Below are 17283 nucleotides of genomic sequence, written 5' to 3' on the forward strand. Positions count from 1 at the left end.
CGCCGTGGCGCCCATTCCTCGGAGGATCTATGCCAAGCATTCTTGTGAAGAAACCGTTTCCGTTCGCCGTAGACGGCAATCAAGTGGTGGAAATCAAGGCAGGCGAGCAGGACGTCTCGGAGCGCTGTGCGCTTGTAGCTGTCGAGCATCTGGGCGTTGCCGAGTATCTGAACCGCCAGGCCGCGCCGGTGCCGCGCGAAGATGGTCCGACCGTGGCCGAGTGGGTGGAATCGGGTTATCCGGCGGCGAGTTACCCGCCTGCGGGTTATGCCTCGCGTAGTTCGCAGGAGGAAATCGACGCAGCGATCCTGCTGCAGAAGGATGCCGAGAACGAAACCGACCCCCTCAAAATGACAGTGCCGAAGCTCAAGGAATGGCTAACCGCCAACAAAATCGAATTCGATGCCGGCCTGCTAAAGCCTGCCTTGCAGGCCTTGGTCCCGAAAAATGATTGATCTTGACCTGGTCAAGGAGCATTTGAAAGTCGATGGCGACGACGAAGACACTCTGATTCAGGGGTACACCGACGCTGCCATCAGCTCCTTTGAACTCTGGACCAACCGATCGTTGGTTGCAGAAGGCGATCCGCTGCCTGATCCGGTAGGTAATGCGCTTACGATCACCAAGGCGATTCGCCAGGGAGCGCTTCTGCTGATCGGCCACTGGTACGCAAACCGCGAGGCGGTGGCCACTGGCACCATCGCGACTGAACTGCCGCTCGCCACCAATGCTCTTTGGCTACCGCATCGCTGGGTGAACGTATGAGGGCGGGCGACCTGAGACACCGGATCGAGATCCAGCACAAGGTGACGCCACGAGACCCTGTGACGTTGGAATTCGGAGAGCCGGAGTGGCAGTTGTTTACCCAGGTATGGGCCCAGGTCTCCCCTCTGTCGGCACGCGATCTGATTGCCGCTCAGGCTGCTCAGTCCGAGGCAACAGCCAGGATGGTGATCCGGTACCGCCACGGCGTACTTCCCGCCATGCGCATCGTCTATCGCGACGAGATTTACAGCATCGAAGGTCCGCCGCTGGAAGATCCAGAATCTGGCCGTGAATACCTGACCATTCTGGTCTCGAAAGGGGTGAAAGATGGCTGACGGCGTCGAGTTCAGCATCACCGGCTTGGAAAGTCTGCTCGGCAAGCTGGAATCGGTCAGCTTCGACGTTCGCCGCAAGGGTGGTCGCGCTGCCCTGCGCAAGGCTGCGCAGGTGGTGGCCGATAAAGCCAAGGAAGGGGCTGCCAGGATCGACGATACCGCTACCGGCCGTTCTATTGCGGACAACATCGTCCTGCGCTGGAATGGCAGGCTGTTCAAGCGCACCGGCGACCTCGGCTTTCGGATCGGCGTGCAACATGGCGCAGTGCTGGCGAAGAAGGGCGAGACGGTCGACACCACCGCCAATTCGCCTACGCCACATTGGCGCCTTATCGAGTTCGGTACCGAGAATATGGCAGCAGTTCCGTTCATGCGACCGGCCTTGGCCGACAACATCAGCCTGGTGACCAACACCTTCGTCACCGAGTACGAGAAGGCAATCGACCGCGCCATCCGGCGCGCCGCGAAGAAGGCTACACGCCCATGACTCCACCGATCGTCCAGGCCTGCTTGGAGAGCACAGCCGTAACTGCGCTTCTCGGTGCCGGCGTTGCCATGCGCCTTTACTCGTTCGGTGAGGCGCCGGAAGGCGTGGCCAAGCCATACGCTGTCTGGCAGATCGTCAGTGGCAGCCCAGAGAACTACCTGGCCGGCCGCCCAGATGTAGACAGCGTCACGCTGCAGGTCGACGTGTACGCCGCCACTGGCGATTCCGCCCGAAAGGTCCGGGATGTAATCCGAGATGCGATTGAGCTGGATGCCTACGTCACTCGCTGGGGCGTTGAAGGTCGCGATCCTGAGACCGAGAATTACCGAGCCAGCTTTGACGTGGACTGGATGGTTTCCCGCTGAAGTATCCATTTGACCCATACCCGCCGAGTGCGGGTTTTTTTATTTCTGACTGGAGATAACCCATGTCGATGAAAGCCCAGGGCGCTCAGCTCTATGCTTTGGTGCGGCCTTTGAGTGGCACAGGCCCAAGGACCGTGATGGAGGTTGAATGCCTCACCGCGTTCAACCCTGGCGGTTCGCCGGCAGACCAAATTGACGATACCTGCCTGGCCGATACCGAGCGGAAGTACAAGAAGGGGCTGCGCACCCCTGGCCAGGCGACGGCCACCATCTTGGCTGACCCGCGCAATGCCAGCCACGTTCGCATGTTCCAGTTGTCTCAGGATGACGACGATGAGGACATTCTTTGGGCGCTCGGCTGGTCTGACGGCAAGGACATCCCTCCCACGGTCAACGCCGCTGGCGATGACTTCGAGCTACCCACCACCCGCACCTGGTGCCTGTTCGCCGGCTACGTCGCCGATTTCCCGTTCGACTTTGCCAGCAACACCTCGGTGAGCACTGCAGCAACCATTCAGCGCTCCGGCAAGCTCAGCTGGGTCATCAAGGAGTAACCCATGAAGTTGACACTCGACGCGCTCAAGGGCACCGGCTCGTTCACTGGCAGGCCGGTGGAAAAGGAAATCAAGTGGCGCCAGGATGGTACGGATTACACCGCCACCGTCTACGTACGGCCGATGGGCTACCAGACGGCGGTGAGCGACGTGCTTTCGGCTACTGGCAGGCAGGACAGCATTGCGGGCCGTATTGCCGCGTCTATCTGCGACGAGCACGGCAACCCGGTGTTCAGCAGCCCGATGGACATCACTCACGGGCCGCTTGATCCAGTTGAGCTGGAAAAGGACCCGGAGAGTACCAAGCGCTTGGGTTCGCTTGACGGCGCCCTGTCCGTTGCTCTGCTGTTCGCCATCCAAGAGGTCAACGACCTGGGAAAGACGAAGAGCTCACCGAGCGAGACGAAGTCTGGCACGAACTCGTCCTCTCCGGCGTCGGGGGCTCGACGATCGCGCAAGCCAAGGAAAACCTGAGCCTCAGCGAGTTCAGGTCCTGGGTGAAGTACCGTAGGCGCCGCGGCTCGCTGCATCTCGGGATGCGGGTTGAGCGCTCGGTAGCCATGCTGGCGGCGCTGACAGCCAACCTTCACCGTGACCAGCAGAAGCGTCCGGCGCCGTACACATGGAAGGATTTCGCGCTGCATGAGGATGAGGACGAACCGATCTCCCTGGAAGAGGCCATTGCTTCGTGGGCATAGCCTTGCATCCCGCATCAGGCTTGTCACTTCGGTGATATGTTAGATTGTCCAGATTTACACGGAGTTCGGGATCATGGTCGTCGATGCAGGTGCATTGCAGAGCAACGTAATGAAGGGCATGGTGGTAGCGTTGTACTTTCTGCCGTTCATCGTTGCCTGGTTGCGGGGCCATCACAACAAAGCACCAGTCTTTCTGCTGAACCTGTTTCTTGGGTGGACTGGCATCGGTTGGCTTGCGGCTTTAATTTGGTCGGTCTCTTCGATAAGAAGGCAGGCCCCCGTCGAATCGAGCGATTTGACGGCACCTCGCTCTGAAACAGCAGACCCATACCAGAAGCTTGAAAAATTAGCCGAACTGAGAGAGCGCGGGCTTCTCACCGCTGAAGAGTTTGAAGCGGAGAAAACTAAGCTACTCAGTCGATAGACACACAATTGACAATGCGCCCGCTCTGCGGGCTTTTTTTTGCCCGGAGAAAAAGATGGCCTCAAGATCATTAGGCACTTTGACTCTGGACGTCATTGCGCAGGTAGGCGGTTTTGTTGCCGGCATGGACAAGGCGGAGCGCAGTTCCGCAAAATGGCGAAGAGAGGTTGAGAATAGTGCAAAGGCAGTTGGTACTGCCATAGGTACTGGAATCGCCACTGGCATTACGGCTTTGACGGCAATGACCATTTCTGCTGTCAATTCGGCGTCTGAAATAGTTAATCTGGCAGCAGTCGCAAACGTCAGCGTCACTGATTTCCAGAAGATGGCGGTGGGCGCCAAGACTGTAGGGATTGAACAAGACAAGCTTGCTGACATTCTCAAGGATGTGAATGACAAGGTCGGTGACTTTTTAAACACCGGCGGCGGTGGCATGGCTGATTTTTTTGAGCAGATTGCTCCTAAAGTCGGAGTCACGGCGGATCAGTTCAAGAACCTCAGCGGTAGCCAGGCTCTGGGTCTTTACGTGTCCAGCCTAGAGAAAGCAAAAGTCAGTCAGTCTGACATGACCTTCTACCTCGAAGCGATCGCTAGTGATGCAACGGCCCTGCTGCCGCTGCTGCGGAATAATGCTGAGGGATTCAGGAAGTATGGTGACGCAGCTGAGGCAGCCGGCGCTGTAATGGACGAAAAAACCATTCTGGCGGCGAAGCAGTTCAGCACAGAGCTTACTGTTTTAGGGACATATCTAGGATCGGTTAAAACCGCTCTTGCTGCTGAGCTGATGCCCGTTTTGGCGCAGTTCTCTAAAGATCTGACTGATACCACCGCTAATGCTGGAGGGCTTCAGAAAAAGGTCAAGGAGCTCGCCAACGACCTAGTTGAAGCTGTCGCGGTTACCGCAACTTTGGCAGACGGTCTTGGAAGAACATTTAAAGTTGTTGCTGGAGTTATTGCTTCAGGGTTCGCAACTACTTTCAGTTATATTCAGCAACTCGGCGCCGCTGGTAACAAGATTCTTGGCGCTATCACGTTCGGAGACATGTCAAAGAATTTCAAAGCAGATGCTGCGAAATTAACTAGCGATGCTGTGGGCAACATGACTACGGCGAACTCAATCGTCATAGATTTGATGAAAGAGTTCGACAAGCCTTGGGCTGGTGACGCAATCCGCCAGTACGTCATTGATGCAAAAAAAGCAGCAGTTGAGCTTGGAACAATTACACCCCCGGGGACGTTTACGCCAACAACTCCTGATCAGCAAGCAGCCGCCAAAGCAGCCGAAGCGGCCGCCAAAAAGCTGCAGGGCCAGTTCGACACGGCCGAGGAGGGCTACAAGCGGCAGATCGCGCTGATCAACACGGAGACCGACAAGCGCAAGGTGGCCACCGAGGTCGCCAAGCTTCAATTCGAACTGGAGTCGGGAAATCTCACGGGGCTGAGCGTCAAGCAGCAGGAGCGCCTAAAAGGTCTGGCCGCCGAACTGGACCAGCTGAAAAAGCTGAAGCAGGCCAAGGAGGATGACAAGGCGGTCAGCGAGTTTGGCGCAAGCGTGAAGCGGCAACTGGACATCGACCAGCGCGCTCTGGACGCGCCATTGCTGAACGCCTATAGCAGCGACGAGATGAAGCAGCGGGCGCTGGATCTGCTGGCGATCGAGCAGGACTACCAGGACCAGCTTGAGGACTTACGGCAGCGGCACGAAGCCGGCGACGTTTCGGATTCGGCGTATGAGCGCGAGACGAAAATTCTCAATGATGCGCTGGAAGAGCGCCGGGCCATGCAGGAGAAGTACTACGAGGACATCGACAAACTTCAGCTCAACGGTACGGCCGGCTTCCTCAGCGGCTTTGCCACTCAGGCCGAAGCAGCGATGGACCTGTACGGCAGCATGCAGCAGGTCGGCGCCGATACCTTGGCCAACCTGACGGATGCTGTCACCGAGTGGGCTGAGACCGGAAAGCTCGATATCGAGGGCTTCGCCTCAACGTTCATTCAATCCATGGGCAACGCGCTTCTATCCTTCGCCGCCGCGCAGGTAGCCATGGCTGCCCTGAACGCCTTCGTTTCCATGATCGGTGTTCCCTTCGTGGGGCCAGCGATTGCACCTGGTGCTGCAATTGCCGCCGCCGGCGCCGCTGGTGTGCTGATGTCCGCTGTTGGCGCCTCACTGGATGGCCAGGCGCACGACGGCATCGATTATGTGCCGGCTGATGGCACCTGGAACTTGAAGAAGGGCGAACGGGTTACGACCGCCGAAACCAGCGCGAAGCTTGACCGCACATTGGATAGCGTGGCGAAAAACTCGACCCAGCCTGGGGCGCTGAAGATCATCAACAACGCTCCGCCGGTTCGTGCTCGCCGGGAGATGTCCGAAGGCGAATTGGCAGTAATCCTTGACGCTGCTGAGGACAGGATCGCCAGCGGGTTCGCCCGCGGCACCGGCAAGGTGAGTCGCGCCGCCGGGGCTGCCTACGGCTTGAGGAGGGACCCAAAATGACGGCGCTTGAAGTTGTTTATGCCTCGGGCGGGGATGACATAGTTCCAACGCTGGAGATTTCCTGCCCTGCCTGGGACAAGACGCTTTACCTAGTGCAGGACTTCGAAGACTTCCGGGCCACGACCGAAGCTGGCAAAACAGTCACGTTCCTGGCCTCGGCCATCGACGTGGCGTTGCCAGCCAAGGACAACAGCGGTGCACAGACGCTGACCTTCGTTATCGACAACGTAACGGGTGAAGCGCAGCAACTGATCGATGCATCACTCGAAGCCGAGGCCAGGGTCACCATCGTTTACCGCGAGTACCTGTACAGCATTCCCGGCGAGCCCGCTGACAGGCCATACCGGATGACATCGTTCGGCGGGACCATGGATGGACCTACGATCCAGATCGAGGCCGGCTATTACGACCTGATCAACATGATGTGGAACAGGTTCCGCTACACCACCGATTTCGCTCCAGCACTGACCTACCAGTAGCCATGTACGACAAATATTTCACCGCGACGTATGAAGACGGGGCGCGGGGTGAGGTCGTGGGCGGCCGATATCTGCTCGACTGCTGGGGCCTGGTCCTGGCTATCCGCGAGGAGGTGCTCGGCCTGCCGCCTCTGCCTTCTTTCGGGCCAATCGACCGCCGGGACCTTCGCTCATCAGCCAAGGCCTATGCCAAGTACTCCGACCTGATGCCAGTTGGGCCACCAGTTCCGGGGGCAATTGCCGCCGTGATTCATGGCGGGCTGTGCACACACGTCGGTGTCGTCGTCTTGATTGACGGCGAGCTGCGGGTCTTCGAGACCAACCCCGTTGCAGGGGTGACCAACATGCGCTTGATCGACTTCGAGCGATCCTACCCAAAGGTCAAATACCATCGTGATCGAGATCTTCCCGAGCAAGCTTGAAGGCGGGCCGCTTGAGCGCCATCCGTTGGAGCAGGCCACTACCCTCGAGGCGTGGCTGAAGGCCAAGGTCAAGGGTTACGAGCCAAGGCCGGTACCGCCGATCAGCATCCTGGTGAACGGCGAACTGGTTGAGCCGTCCGCCTGGTGTGAAACTGAGGTTGGGCCGGATGACCAAGTGGCAATCTACATCGAACCAAAGGGCAGCTCTCTCAAGACTATCTTCAAGCCTGGTCCGCTGGCCAAGCTGTTTGGCCTGGGCAACCCTTTCGACCCGGTTAAGCCGGCCACGCCCAACATGCAGAACCGGAGCTCGAAGGAGCTGAACCTGTCGACGGTGAAGGGTAACCTGCCCGCACTGAATGATGTGATACCAGAACTGGCAGGCTCGCCGAAACGGTTCCCGGACCTGCTGGCGCCGGTTCATCGATACTTCGGTGATCCCACCGAGCAATGGGCGGAATTGCTGTTGTGCATCGGCAGGGGCAAATATCAGGTGTTGCCCAGCGATATTCTGGTCGGTGACACGCCGATCGCTTCCCTTGGCGGTACCGCCAGCTACGCGATTTATGGCCCTGGCGAAGACTTGGCCAGCGAGACAGCCGCCCAGTGGTGGCATAGCGCAACCGAGGTTGGGGCGACCAACACCGGCAATGCTGGGCTGACACTGACTACCACGGTCGCAATCCAGCAGCAGTTCTCTGGCAATGCCGTCCAGGCGAGTGACTTTGTGATCACCGTCCCGGATGGCGCTGGGTGGTTCCCGGTTGGCTGGGCTGGCGGAATGATCGCTCGCATTGAGGTGCCTTACCCGTACACTTTCACCGCACCCGCCGATGGCAGCGCAACGGTGATCAGCGGCAAACACCTGCCTATGCTGCTGCCCTTTGTTGGCATGAAGATCGAAATTGCCGGTGCCAACGCTGGGGAGTATGTGGTGGCCACCTACGACCCGGCAGTGCCTGGCTCTCCGGAAGTGCCCGGTAGCGCGTCCATGGTGACCGGCAGCACGGCGCCGAACCGCTTCAACTTCGATGTTGTGCCGCTGAGCTTCACCGTGACTCGCGGCGCGAGCACGTTTCCTGTGACGCTGAATACGGCCACCACCAACCTGGCCGGCTTGGTGTCGGCGGTGAACAGTGCATTGGCTGGTACGCCGCTGGTGGCCAGTGCTTCTGCTGGTCTGCTGCGTATTGCCGAGCAAGCCGCGCCTTTCAGCGGCGTTGGGCTGGGCCTTACTGGAACGACTTCGGACATTTTCGGGGCCAGTCCGGTGTTCGTAACCGGCACCAAGTCGGAAGCTGCGACTGATGGCCAGTTCGCGAAGATGACCCTGGCATACGACGGCGGTGCGCCGGTTGTCGGCCTGCAGGTCGGGGAGTTGCTATCGACCATCGGCTACCGCGACCTTCGGTATCGCATCACTGCCGTTTCCGACGACTCTGAGGATGATGATGAAGACACTCCGGAAAACGAAGCGCACGGGCCGTCCGCCATCACCGTCGCACGCTTGACTGACACCGGCGCCGAGGACGGTAGCTGGGGCGGTTTCGACCCTATTGAAACCAATGACGTGAACATTGTCCTCGATGGCTCTACCACCGAAGGTGACTGGTCAGGCCCGATCGCTGCGCTGCCCCCTGGGGAGGTCACCCGCCGGCTTGAGGTGGACTTCTTCTTCCCGCAGGGGCTGATCCGTTACACGGACAAGAACGGCAACCCACGCCAGGTCAGCGTCAAGGTCGAGATCCAGTACCGCGACATCGCGACAGCGGGCGATTGGACATCCGTGACTACGACCTACACAGCCACATCACCGGACCAGATGGGCTACACCCGCAAAATCTCGCTGCCAACCTTCATGCGCCCGGAAGTGCGCGTGCGTCGGATCGGCGAGGAGTCGACCAGTTCCAACAAGCAGGACCGGGTCCAGTGGTTTGGCCTGCGCGCCCGAATCGAGCGAGCGCCACGGCGCTATGAAGGCGTCACGGTCATGGTGGTTTACATCAAGGGCAGCAACCGGCTTTCGGCTCAATCCCAGACGATGGTCTCGGTGCGCTCAACCCGGGTGCTGCCGGTGCGCAGCGGAGGCGCTTGGGCTGTCGAAACGCCCACCAGGGACATCGTGCCATGGCTCGCTCACGTCGCTCGCAGCATTGGTTATACCGACGACGACCTTGACCTGGCCGAACTGGACCGCCTGGATGCTATATGGCGGGCGCGTGGTGACAAATTCGACCTTGAGGTGAATGGCCAAGAAACGGTGCTTGAGGCGCTAAACACTGCACTGATGGCCGGCTTTGCTGAGTTGACCATAGACCGTGGGCTGATACGCCCAGTGCGTGACGAACCTCGGTCGGTGTACGAGCACCTGTACACGCCGCAGAGCATGGTGGCGAGACTGATCCGTAAGTTCACTACGGTGCGGCCAGACGATTACGACGGGGTAGATGTCGAGTACATGGACGAGGACACCTGGCAGAAGGAAACAGTGAAGTGCCGTCTACCTGGTGACCAAGGACTGAAGACAGAGAAGATCACGCTGAGAGGGGTGATTAACCGGGATCGGGCTTGGCGGATCGGGATGCGGCAGCGTCGGCGGTACAAGTACCAACGTCACGGCTATACGTTCTCTACGGAGCTCGCCGCGATGAACAGCCGGTACAAGAGCTACTGCGCCGCCTCCGACGACATACCTGGATACGGGCAGAGCTCATTGCTGATCGACCTTCAGGAGGGCAATGACCTGACCCTTTTGGAGAGTTCGGAGCCGCTGCCGTGGGAGGAGGGGGCCAACCACGTTGTTGGCCTTCGCCGCCCAGATGGCACGTTAAGCGGCCCATGGCCGGCAACCCGGGTCGACGAGACCAGGCTGACGGTTCCTCAGCTCGACTTCGTTCCGGATCTGTCGTGGGACATCGAGCCGCCTCACCTGCAGTTCGGAACGACTACCCGGTGGAGCTACCCGATCCTGATCGAATCCATCAAGCAGAATGACTTCACCGCCGATGTCGAGGCCGTGAACTATGACGCGCGGGTCTATGCGGACGATGACAACTTTGCACCGACCTGAGGAAGGGCCTGATGCATTCGATACCTGACAACCTTCCGCTGCCGTTGCGCGAGGGCTATGGGTTCGCACCGGTGAGCCCCATCGAGCGAACGCCTCTGGTTACCGGCAGAGCAATGCAGCGCCGGCGCTACCGGACGGTTCCCACCCTGGTGAACGTCTCTTGGATGTTCACGGCCACCGAGGCAAAGCTGTTCGACGGTTGGCGCAAGTGGGGAATCAAGTGGGCGGACTGGTTTCTCTGTCCGCTCAAAACACCGCTGGGCCTGCAGCCGACCCGGGCTCGGTTCACGGATACGCCAGTGGTGCCGGAGCTAGTGGGTGTCGACCTCTGGCGCTACACTGCAGAACTGGAGCTGTTCGAACTGCCCATCGTTGACGAGGCAGAGTTCACCTCGCTGCTCGCCGGTATGTCGATCACGGTAATGACGGCCCAGCTGCGAGCCTTGCTGGAGCGCTGGTACACCAAGTCGTGGCCAGGCGCCACGGCTACCTAATTCTCTGCCCACTTCGGTGGGCTTTTTTTCGCCTGGAGTAAACATGAGCGGAGCAGAAGATCTCGCACGCTTGACACAAACGATCGACACGACAAATGAGTTGCTCTTGTCGGAAGAGATCAAGATGGTGGACGTTGGCGGCGGAACCCTGCGGCCGACCAACGCCAAGGTGTTGGCCGATCTTTCGACGCAGATGAGTGGAGCGCTCATCTACACCAGCACTGCGCTTGGTCTCGCTGGCACGGTGTCCGGCGGGTATTTCAGTGTGTTGGCCGCTGACGCCTCGGACTACCTGATCCTTTACCGAAATGAGGCTGGGGTCGCTGTAGAGAAGAAGCGCTACCCCTCATCGCAGGCGCTGTCCGAGGTGCAGGACGTGATCCGGCAGATCGAGGCGGAAGAATCCGATGCCTTTAGCTTCGAGGATGAGTTCCGTTACATCCTGATGCGCTTGCTTCGCGACGGCACACTTGATCTGCTCGGCGGCCAGTTGAGGAACAATGGTGACGGCCTGGAAGTGAGCGACCCTAACGGCTTTATCGTCGCTCGTTTCGGCTCTCTGAGCAGCTTCGTGAATGGCCTGACTTTCCAGCCCACGGAAGAGGAAGGCATCGAGTTCTCTGACGAGAACCGCTTCATTGTCGGTCGGATTGCGCCCGGTACCGCCTACTTTGGGTTGCCGGCGCCTCAAGCCACGCTGACACCGATTGCTGAGGCACTGCTGGATCAACAGATCCGGACCGACTTCAAGCAGGTGCTGGGCTATGGGCAGTCGCTCGCTCGCGGGTATTTTGCAAAGCCTGCCATCTCGACCGTTCAGGAATATCAGAACGTCATGATGGCCAGCGGTGTGAAATCGAGACCTGGTGATCCTGGCTATACCCCTGACACCTTTGCTCCCTTGGTTGAATCGGACTTTGGTGATGAGGGCGAAACGCCTGTGTCAGCCCTGTGTAACGGCCTGGTCCGCCGTGCTGTAGCTGATGGTGAATCGGAGGCTGACTGGATCATGGTTGGGGCCGCCACCGGCCGCGGCGGCCGGTCGGTTGAGCAGTTGTCAGCCGCCCCCCTTGGTGAAGGCTATTACGAGAAAACCATCCAAACGGTTCGTGATGGCCTGGCCGCTGCAACGAAGCTGGGTAAGACCTACTCGGTGTGGGCGTACACCTGGGACCAGGGTGAAAGCAACTACACCACCACAGTCTCCACCAAGTCGGCGTACCAGTACGCTGAGTACATGATGGCGATCTTCGATGGGATGACCAGGGAAATCGTCGGCATAACCGGAAAGAAGTTCCGACCGTACCTCTTCACTTATCAGGTAGCGGCTCACAGAAAGTACGACCTGGACAATATGAGTATCGCCCTGGCCCAGTGGCGGTTGAGCAGGAAGCGGCCTGACGTGGTGCTTGCAGCGCCGGCCTACATCTTCCCCACTGTCGAGGACGTGCTGCACCTCACCAACGAGGCCTCCTGGCTACTTGGCGAGTATCGATCGCGCGCCATGTACGAAACGATGGTTCGCCGCTCTGGAAAGTGGCGGCCGTTGGAGCCTGTTAGTGTCGATTGGAGATCCCAGGCTATCGACATCAAGTTCCATGTTCCTCGTGGGGAGCTGGTCCTGGATAACGCTCTGGCCGCGTTGACGGCGAACTTCGGCTTCGACATTCGCGAGAACGGTAGCCTGGTCACCGATCTCATCAGCTCGGTCAGCGTTACGGCTTTCGATACTGTTCGCATCTCGCTTTCGCGCGCCGCCGCCCCGGACAGCACATTGAGCTACGGGCGAGGCCGACCTACCGATCCAAAGGCATCCGGCCCAGCCACCGGTGCCCGGGGCAACCTGCGGGACACGCACGGCCTGTACGACCAGGTTCAGTCCCCGCTTGGCAACACGTTCGCATTGCACAACGCCTGTGTGATGTTCGAGTTCAATCGTAGTACTGGGTTTTAAGGAGTTAACAATGGGTGTCCGATTGGTTGCAAAGGGCGTTGATGCCGAGAGTGTGGCAACTGAGTACGCCGCGCCTGTACGGCGAGGGCTTGAGGCCGTGCATTTCTTGAACTCCAGCCTGACCAAGGCTGCGCGGAATTTCGCCCCGGGCAAGGGGCAGAGCAAAGTGGTGGGGGCCCCAGTCCCTCAAGCGGCTTACTTGAGCTGCAAGGGCACGGTGAATCTCATCGAAACTGCCATGTCCGAGACCGAGTCCATGACGATGTTCGTCATCGCCAGGACCGCCGCAGACGGTTCGGTGGTGGCCGATCGCCCCATGTTCCTAGGTAACTATCAAGGCCAGGCCGGTGATGGCGGCGCCGCTTACGGTGTGAGCATTTACCTCTCGGCCTTGAACCGCATCACCGCAACTGCAGGTTATGGCTCGGACGCCGGAACCAACACCAACGTCCTGGCTGGCGTGACCAAACCGGCGGTGGCGAACCTGTGGGGCCTGTACATGATCCAGGTTACCCCTACGGCTGTTGTCATGCGCGACTTCACCAGCGGGCTGACCCAAACCACCTCGGCATCGCTGCCGCGACGGCTGGCGACTGGCAAGATCAGGATCGGTAGCGGTCAGACCAACCTTCTCGGCGCATGTGACGTTGCTGCGTTCCAAGGGCATAGCGTTGCCCTCACCGAGACGGAAATTCAGACCACCGTAGCTGACCTGCGGGCCTATGCCGCGAGACGCGGGATTACCGTCTAAGCCTGATCATTTCACACGACCGCCTTGAGCGGTTTTTTTGCGCCTGAGATTCATGCAGCCCGCCATGCGCGGGCTTTCTTTCGTCTGGAGAAACCATGTCCACACCGCGCGGCGTTCGCAATAACAACCCGGGCAACATCGATTTCAACCCCCGCAACGCTTGGCAGGGCCAGCTTGGCTTGGAGGTGGGCGTGGCCAGCCCGCGCTTCGCCCGCTTTGACCAGGCCGAGAACGGCATCCGAGCCTTGGGCAAGCTGCTGCTCAACTATCGAGGCAAGGACGGCATGCCCGGCGTAGGCCGCCCTGGCATCGATACCCCACTCGAGTTCATCAGTCGCTGGGCGCCGGCCAGTGAGAACAACACCCTGGCCTATGCCCAGGCCATCGCGAAGCGCCTCGGCGTAGGCGTTCGCGATTCGATCGACATCTCCAAGCCGCAGGTGCTGCGTGAGGCTGTGGTGGGCATCATCGTCCACGAGATTGGCAGCAACCCCTACAAGGCCGAGGTGATCGACGAGGGCGTGCGGCGGGCCCTGGCTTCATGAGCCCTTGGGTTGGGTGCGCTGCAGTGCTGGTACTGTTGGTCTCCCACTGGACGACCTATGAGCACGGCCGTTCAGTGGAACTTGCCAAGGCCGAGCAGCAATCAGCGAAGCGTGACAGCGGCGACCGACTCGCCGAAGTGATTGGTGAGCGCTCGGCGCGCCTGGAAGAACACAGGAGCGTAGATGCGCAGCAAGAGGCGAGGGTAAAAGGGCATGAAGAAAGAACGATTGCTGATGCTGGCGCTGTTGACGCCGATGCTGCTGGCCAGCGGCTGCGCGACGAAGCCGGAAAGCTTGCCGCCTCCGTCAGTTGCCCCGGCACGGATACCGCCGCTGTCGCCAGAGGCGAGGCAGCCACCCGCGCCGCCATGGTGCTCTCCGACCTGCTCACACGGGCTGATGCTCGAGCGGGAGAGCTGGCGAAAGCTTATGACCAAGCCCGAATAGCAGGTGATCTATGCGAGGCGTCCTATAATGCCCTGATCAAGTGATCGGGGCAGGGAAGTGGACAAGCGCACCTTTATAGGGATGGTTGAGGCCGGTGAGCCGCTTATTCAGCAGGCTATCGACGCCATGCGGGAGTATCACCAGGCCCAGGATCGGGGCGCGCCGGCGGAGGAGATCGAGCGGTTGCGCCTTTTGGCCGAGTCGCTGTTTCAGGTGGTGTCCGATTACCAGCTCCGGGTGATTGCCGCGATGCGCGGCAAGGATTTGCCACCTCTTCACTGATCCGCTGATCGGCAATTGCCCGCGACGGCGTCCGCCTATACGATACTGTTTATCCATACAGTATTGGTGTTCTATGTACTTCCTCCTCGTTCGTCGCCGCGTGAATGGCGTGGCCATCCCTACGAATCAGCTCGGCAAGATCACACCCATTCGGGCCGACATCCACATTGGCGACCACCACAGCGAGCCGCTGGGCCGGGTATCGACACAGGCTTGGGTGTTCAACCCTTCGCCTGGGCCGGACATCATCCCGCGGCTTCACGATGCCAAGGTCAACGGCATGGCCCAGCTCGGCATCAACATCAACGGGGTGGAGGAGATCGACGGTGTGCTCTACGCGCAGTCCTGGTGGTGCAGGGTGGAATGATGGTGGGATTACCACAGGCCTGGTTGGCGGAACTGGACGACCAGACGGCCCTGATAAATGACCCTGATGGACGAGCGACTGTGCTCAGTGAAATGGCCTATGCAGCTCACCGGCGACAGGAAGTTGATGAGGGCGACCTGGTCGACATGCTTGAGATCGTCGAGTCGGCCAGGCTGTGGGCGTTGGTAGGTGTCGATCTGGGATAGGATATATAGAATACCTTGTTCCGATCCAAGGTTAATGCCCTAAAAAAAGTAAATCCCTAATGCGGCTAATGACTTGGTGATTGCTTTGGCTTTTATATCCCACTTTACGTTGTCTAAATAGCATTTCGCGAATCTTTCCAGTTGGAATTCTTCGGAGATTGTTCTGACTAACTCCTTGTTAGTAGCTGTTGCTTCGAATCTTGAGCCAAGATATATTTCCTTGATTGCCTCTTTTGGTATTGTTACGTCTCGGTGAGCCATGCTGTTGTCAAAAATAGTGAACTCATCATATTCTTTGTGTATGACCCTCAGAATTCGTACTTCTTCTTCATAAGCCCAGTGAATGGATTTTTGGAGGAACATTTTTTCCAATGTTGACCTGTCGCTAGTAGAATTGACCTCGGAAGGTAGCTCTATTCCGGCAGTGGATGGGCGTACTGAGGTATATATAACCGAGCCTGACTGTGCAGTGATAATGTTTGACTCATTGCACTCTAGTCCAGCACGTGATGTGTCGATTCCTACAACTGCGCCCTTATGGTTGTCAGCGTAATGAGCCCACATTAGCAAATTAAATGGAGCTCTAGTTAGGCAGAGCGCCCCTAATCTATATCTATTTTGCATGATTCGAAGTGAGTTATTCAGATTTACGAAATCATGCTTTTCTTCAGTTCGATAATTTGAAATTGCACAGTCAAATGGGTCGTTGAAGAAGTATGGCGCGGTAAATCTAACTGTAAGCCCGGAAATTGTTGCCGAAAGACCTTCGGCACTCATGTATTTGTAGAGGATCATTTGTCATTCGTGTCTATGCGGATGTTGTTTTGAATATTGAAAACTAGGTCGGCCCAATCTTGCATCATTACTCTACGATGGTCTAGATAGCTTGCGTGGTTGTACACGTCCCGGATGGCACTGCTGTCGGCGTGGGCCAGTTGCCGCTCGATCCAGTCCTTGTTGTAGCCGCGGCTGTTCATCTCCGTGGAAAACAGATGTCGGAAACCGTGCGGAGATTGCCGGCCGGTATAGCCGCACCGGTCCAGCAGGTTCACCGCATAGTTGATGCCGATCGGGCGCACGGCATCGGTTCGGTTCGGAAACACGTATTTCAAACCGCCGGAGATCGGCAGCATCGATCGCAGTAACTCGACAGCCTGGCGCGACAGCGGTACCACATGGTCGCGCCGCATCTTCATCTTGCTGGCAGGGATGGACCAGGTCGCTGTATCCAGGTCAATCTCCGACCATTCAGCCTTGCGCACCTCTGCCGGCCGGCAGGCGGTTAGGATGAGCAGCTTGGTGGCGCACTGCAGCTGTAGGCCAGACTGACTTTCCTCAATGGCCTTTATGATGGCCGGCATCTCCGTGAATGCGAGGAAGGGCCGGTTCTTGTGCGGAGCCATTTTTTCAGTCACAGCGTGCATTTCCGCCGTGGGGTTGATCTCAATCATCCCGATCGCGACGGCATAGCGGAACACCTGGCCGATCCACTGCCTTGTTTTAACTGCTGTGGTGATTGAGCCGCGCCGCTCAATCCTGCGGATCAGTGTGATCACGTCCGCGCGCTTGATGCTGTCTATCTGGCGCAGGCCGAAAGCCGGTAGTACATCCAGCTCCATCGCGTTAGAAATCACCTTGACCGTTGACTCGGTCAGGCCTCCCTTCCTGAATTCCAGCCACTCTTCGTAGACGCGGCGGAAAGTCCTCTCTTTGGCGCCCAGGCGCTCAACCTTCTTTTCCCTCCTTGATTCGCGCGGGTCTTTGCCCTGCGCAACGTCTTCGCGCGCCTCATCTCGCCGCGCACGCGCTTCCTTTAATCCGATCTCTGGGTAAGTCCCAAGCGAAATCCTGGCCTGTTTACCAAGCCAGGTGAACCTGAAGTGCCAGCTCTTCACGCCGGTCTCAGCCACGTAGAGAGTGAGCCCCAGCGAGTCCGCCAAGGTGTAGCCCTTTTCCCGGGTCTTGGCCTGCCTGGCCGCAGTGTCCGTGAGCGCCACTAGTACATTGCCTCTGGTTGGTTGGTCGATGTACTGGATGATGTACTAATTATCGCAGGATGTGGAGAGTCATACCGGGACGATTAAGGACAGAAAAGCGCCCATATACGGGCGCCTTTCGTTCTTTCGGGATTGTCCGGT

Annotated in this window: 22 protein-coding genes; 20 read left to right on the forward strand and 2 right to left on the reverse strand. The window is 58.7% G+C overall.

From position 1 onward, the window contains the following. Positions 1 to 29 precede the first annotated feature (29 nt). From QYE47_RS02730 to QYE47_RS02825, 20 genes are all read left to right on the forward strand, one after another. Positions 30 to 455, forward strand: coding sequence for a HeH/LEM domain-containing protein (locus QYE47_RS02730; protein WP_301158864.1), 426 nt, complete (start codon positions 30 to 32; stop codon positions 453 to 455). Next, positions 448 to 765, forward strand: a complete 318-nt coding sequence (locus QYE47_RS02735) for a head-tail connector protein (RefSeq protein ID WP_301158865.1) — start codon at positions 448 to 450, stop codon at positions 763 to 765. The genes QYE47_RS02730 and QYE47_RS02735 overlap by 8 nt, the downstream gene beginning before the upstream one ends. Then, positions 762 to 1100 (forward strand): phage head closure protein, encoded by a 339-nt coding sequence (locus QYE47_RS02740; RefSeq protein ID WP_301158866.1) that lies wholly within the window; start codon positions 762 to 764, stop codon positions 1098 to 1100. The genes QYE47_RS02735 and QYE47_RS02740 overlap by 4 nt, the downstream gene beginning before the upstream one ends. Then, complete coding sequence (locus QYE47_RS02745) at positions 1093 to 1587, forward strand: HK97-gp10 family putative phage morphogenesis protein (protein ID WP_301158867.1); 495 nt, start codon at positions 1093 to 1095, stop codon at positions 1585 to 1587. Before QYE47_RS02740 ends, QYE47_RS02745 begins: the two co-directional genes overlap by 8 nt. Continuing rightward, positions 1584 to 1952, forward strand: a complete 369-nt coding sequence (locus QYE47_RS02750) for a DUF3168 domain-containing protein (protein ID WP_301158868.1) — start codon at positions 1584 to 1586, stop codon at positions 1950 to 1952. Before QYE47_RS02745 ends, QYE47_RS02750 begins: the two co-directional genes overlap by 4 nt. A gap of 62 nt (positions 1953 to 2014) precedes the next feature. Next, positions 2015 to 2506, forward strand: coding sequence for a phage tail tube protein (locus QYE47_RS02755; protein WP_232862692.1), 492 nt, complete (start codon positions 2015 to 2017; stop codon positions 2504 to 2506). Between the two features lie 3 nt (positions 2507 to 2509). Beyond that, entirely contained in the window at positions 2510 to 2980 is a 471-nt protein-coding gene (locus QYE47_RS02760; protein WP_301158869.1) for a phage tail assembly chaperone family protein, TAC, read from the forward strand. Positions 2981 to 3277: 297 nt separating this feature from the next. Beyond that, complete coding sequence (locus tag QYE47_RS02765) at positions 3278 to 3628, forward strand: superinfection immunity protein (RefSeq protein ID WP_301158870.1); 351 nt, start codon at positions 3278 to 3280, stop codon at positions 3626 to 3628. A gap of 79 nt (positions 3629 to 3707) precedes the next feature. After that, positions 3708 to 6128 carry a phage tail tape measure protein gene (locus tag QYE47_RS02770; protein ID WP_301158871.1) on the forward strand — a complete coding sequence of 807 codons (2421 nt, stop codon included), beginning with the start codon at positions 3708 to 3710 and terminating at the stop codon, positions 6126 to 6128. Beyond that, positions 6125 to 6607, forward strand: a complete 483-nt coding sequence (locus QYE47_RS02775) for a DUF1833 family protein (RefSeq protein ID WP_129932369.1) — start codon at positions 6125 to 6127, stop codon at positions 6605 to 6607. The genes QYE47_RS02770 and QYE47_RS02775 overlap by 4 nt, the downstream gene beginning before the upstream one ends. A gap of 2 nt (positions 6608 to 6609) precedes the next feature. Beyond that, positions 6610 to 7029 carry a hypothetical protein gene (locus QYE47_RS02780; RefSeq protein ID WP_129932368.1) on the forward strand — a complete coding sequence of 140 codons (420 nt, stop codon included), beginning with the start codon at positions 6610 to 6612 and terminating at the stop codon, positions 7027 to 7029. Beyond that, positions 7001 to 10099 carry a host specificity factor TipJ family phage tail protein gene (locus QYE47_RS02785; RefSeq protein ID WP_301158872.1) on the forward strand — a complete coding sequence of 1033 codons (3099 nt, stop codon included), beginning with the start codon at positions 7001 to 7003 and terminating at the stop codon, positions 10097 to 10099. The genes QYE47_RS02780 and QYE47_RS02785 overlap by 29 nt, the downstream gene beginning before the upstream one ends. Positions 10100 to 10110: 11 nt before the next feature. Continuing rightward, positions 10111 to 10593: a hypothetical protein gene (locus QYE47_RS02790; protein WP_129932366.1), complete on the forward strand. Its 483-nt coding sequence runs from the start codon at positions 10111 to 10113 to the stop codon at positions 10591 to 10593. Between the two features lie 43 nt (positions 10594 to 10636). Then, positions 10637 to 12547, forward strand: a complete 1911-nt coding sequence (locus tag QYE47_RS02795) for a hypothetical protein (RefSeq protein ID WP_301158873.1) — start codon at positions 10637 to 10639, stop codon at positions 12545 to 12547. A gap of 10 nt (positions 12548 to 12557) precedes the next feature. After that, complete coding sequence (locus QYE47_RS02800; protein ID WP_301158874.1) at positions 12558 to 13298, forward strand: hypothetical protein; 741 nt, start codon at positions 12558 to 12560, stop codon at positions 13296 to 13298. Between the two features lie 95 nt (positions 13299 to 13393). Beyond that, positions 13394 to 13843: a structural protein P5 gene (locus QYE47_RS02805; RefSeq protein WP_301158875.1), complete on the forward strand. Its 450-nt coding sequence runs from the start codon at positions 13394 to 13396 to the stop codon at positions 13841 to 13843. Beyond that, the gene (locus QYE47_RS02810; protein ID WP_301158876.1) at positions 13840 to 14334 is read left to right on the forward strand and encodes a DUF2514 domain-containing protein; all 495 of its coding nucleotides are present in this window, start codon (positions 13840 to 13842) and stop codon (positions 14332 to 14334) included. Before QYE47_RS02805 ends, QYE47_RS02810 begins: the two co-directional genes overlap by 4 nt. A 13-nt stretch (positions 14335 to 14347) precedes the next feature. Continuing rightward, a complete protein-coding gene (locus QYE47_RS02815; protein ID WP_301158878.1) occupies positions 14348 to 14572 on the forward strand; it encodes a hypothetical protein in 225 nt (74 codons plus the stop codon). A 73-nt stretch (positions 14573 to 14645) separates the two neighbouring features. After that, positions 14646 to 14939: a hypothetical protein gene (locus QYE47_RS02820; RefSeq protein WP_301158879.1), complete on the forward strand. Its 294-nt coding sequence runs from the start codon at positions 14646 to 14648 to the stop codon at positions 14937 to 14939. Further along, entirely contained in the window at positions 14936 to 15145 is a 210-nt protein-coding gene (locus QYE47_RS02825; RefSeq protein WP_301158880.1) for a hypothetical protein, read from the forward strand. The genes QYE47_RS02820 and QYE47_RS02825 overlap by 4 nt, the downstream gene beginning before the upstream one ends. Before the next feature lie 39 nt (positions 15146 to 15184). On the opposite strand, the gene QYE47_RS02830 is transcribed toward QYE47_RS02825, so the two are convergent. Beyond that, positions 15185 to 15940 carry a DUF2971 domain-containing protein gene (locus QYE47_RS02830; RefSeq protein WP_144180255.1) on the reverse strand — a complete coding sequence of 252 codons (756 nt, stop codon included), beginning with the start codon at positions 15938 to 15940 and terminating at the stop codon, positions 15185 to 15187. Continuing rightward, positions 15937 to 17142, reverse strand: a complete 1206-nt coding sequence (locus QYE47_RS02835; RefSeq protein ID WP_301158882.1) for a tyrosine-type recombinase/integrase — start codon at positions 17140 to 17142, stop codon at positions 15937 to 15939. The genes QYE47_RS02830 and QYE47_RS02835 overlap by 4 nt, the downstream gene beginning before the upstream one ends. Between the last annotated feature and the right edge of the window lie 141 nt (positions 17143 to 17283).

Origin of the sequence: Pseudomonas sp. 2,4-D, assembly GCF_030418155.1 — a bacterium.
GTDB classification, from domain to species: Bacteria; Pseudomonadota; Gammaproteobacteria; order Pseudomonadales; family Pseudomonadaceae; genus Aquipseudomonas; species Aquipseudomonas alloputida.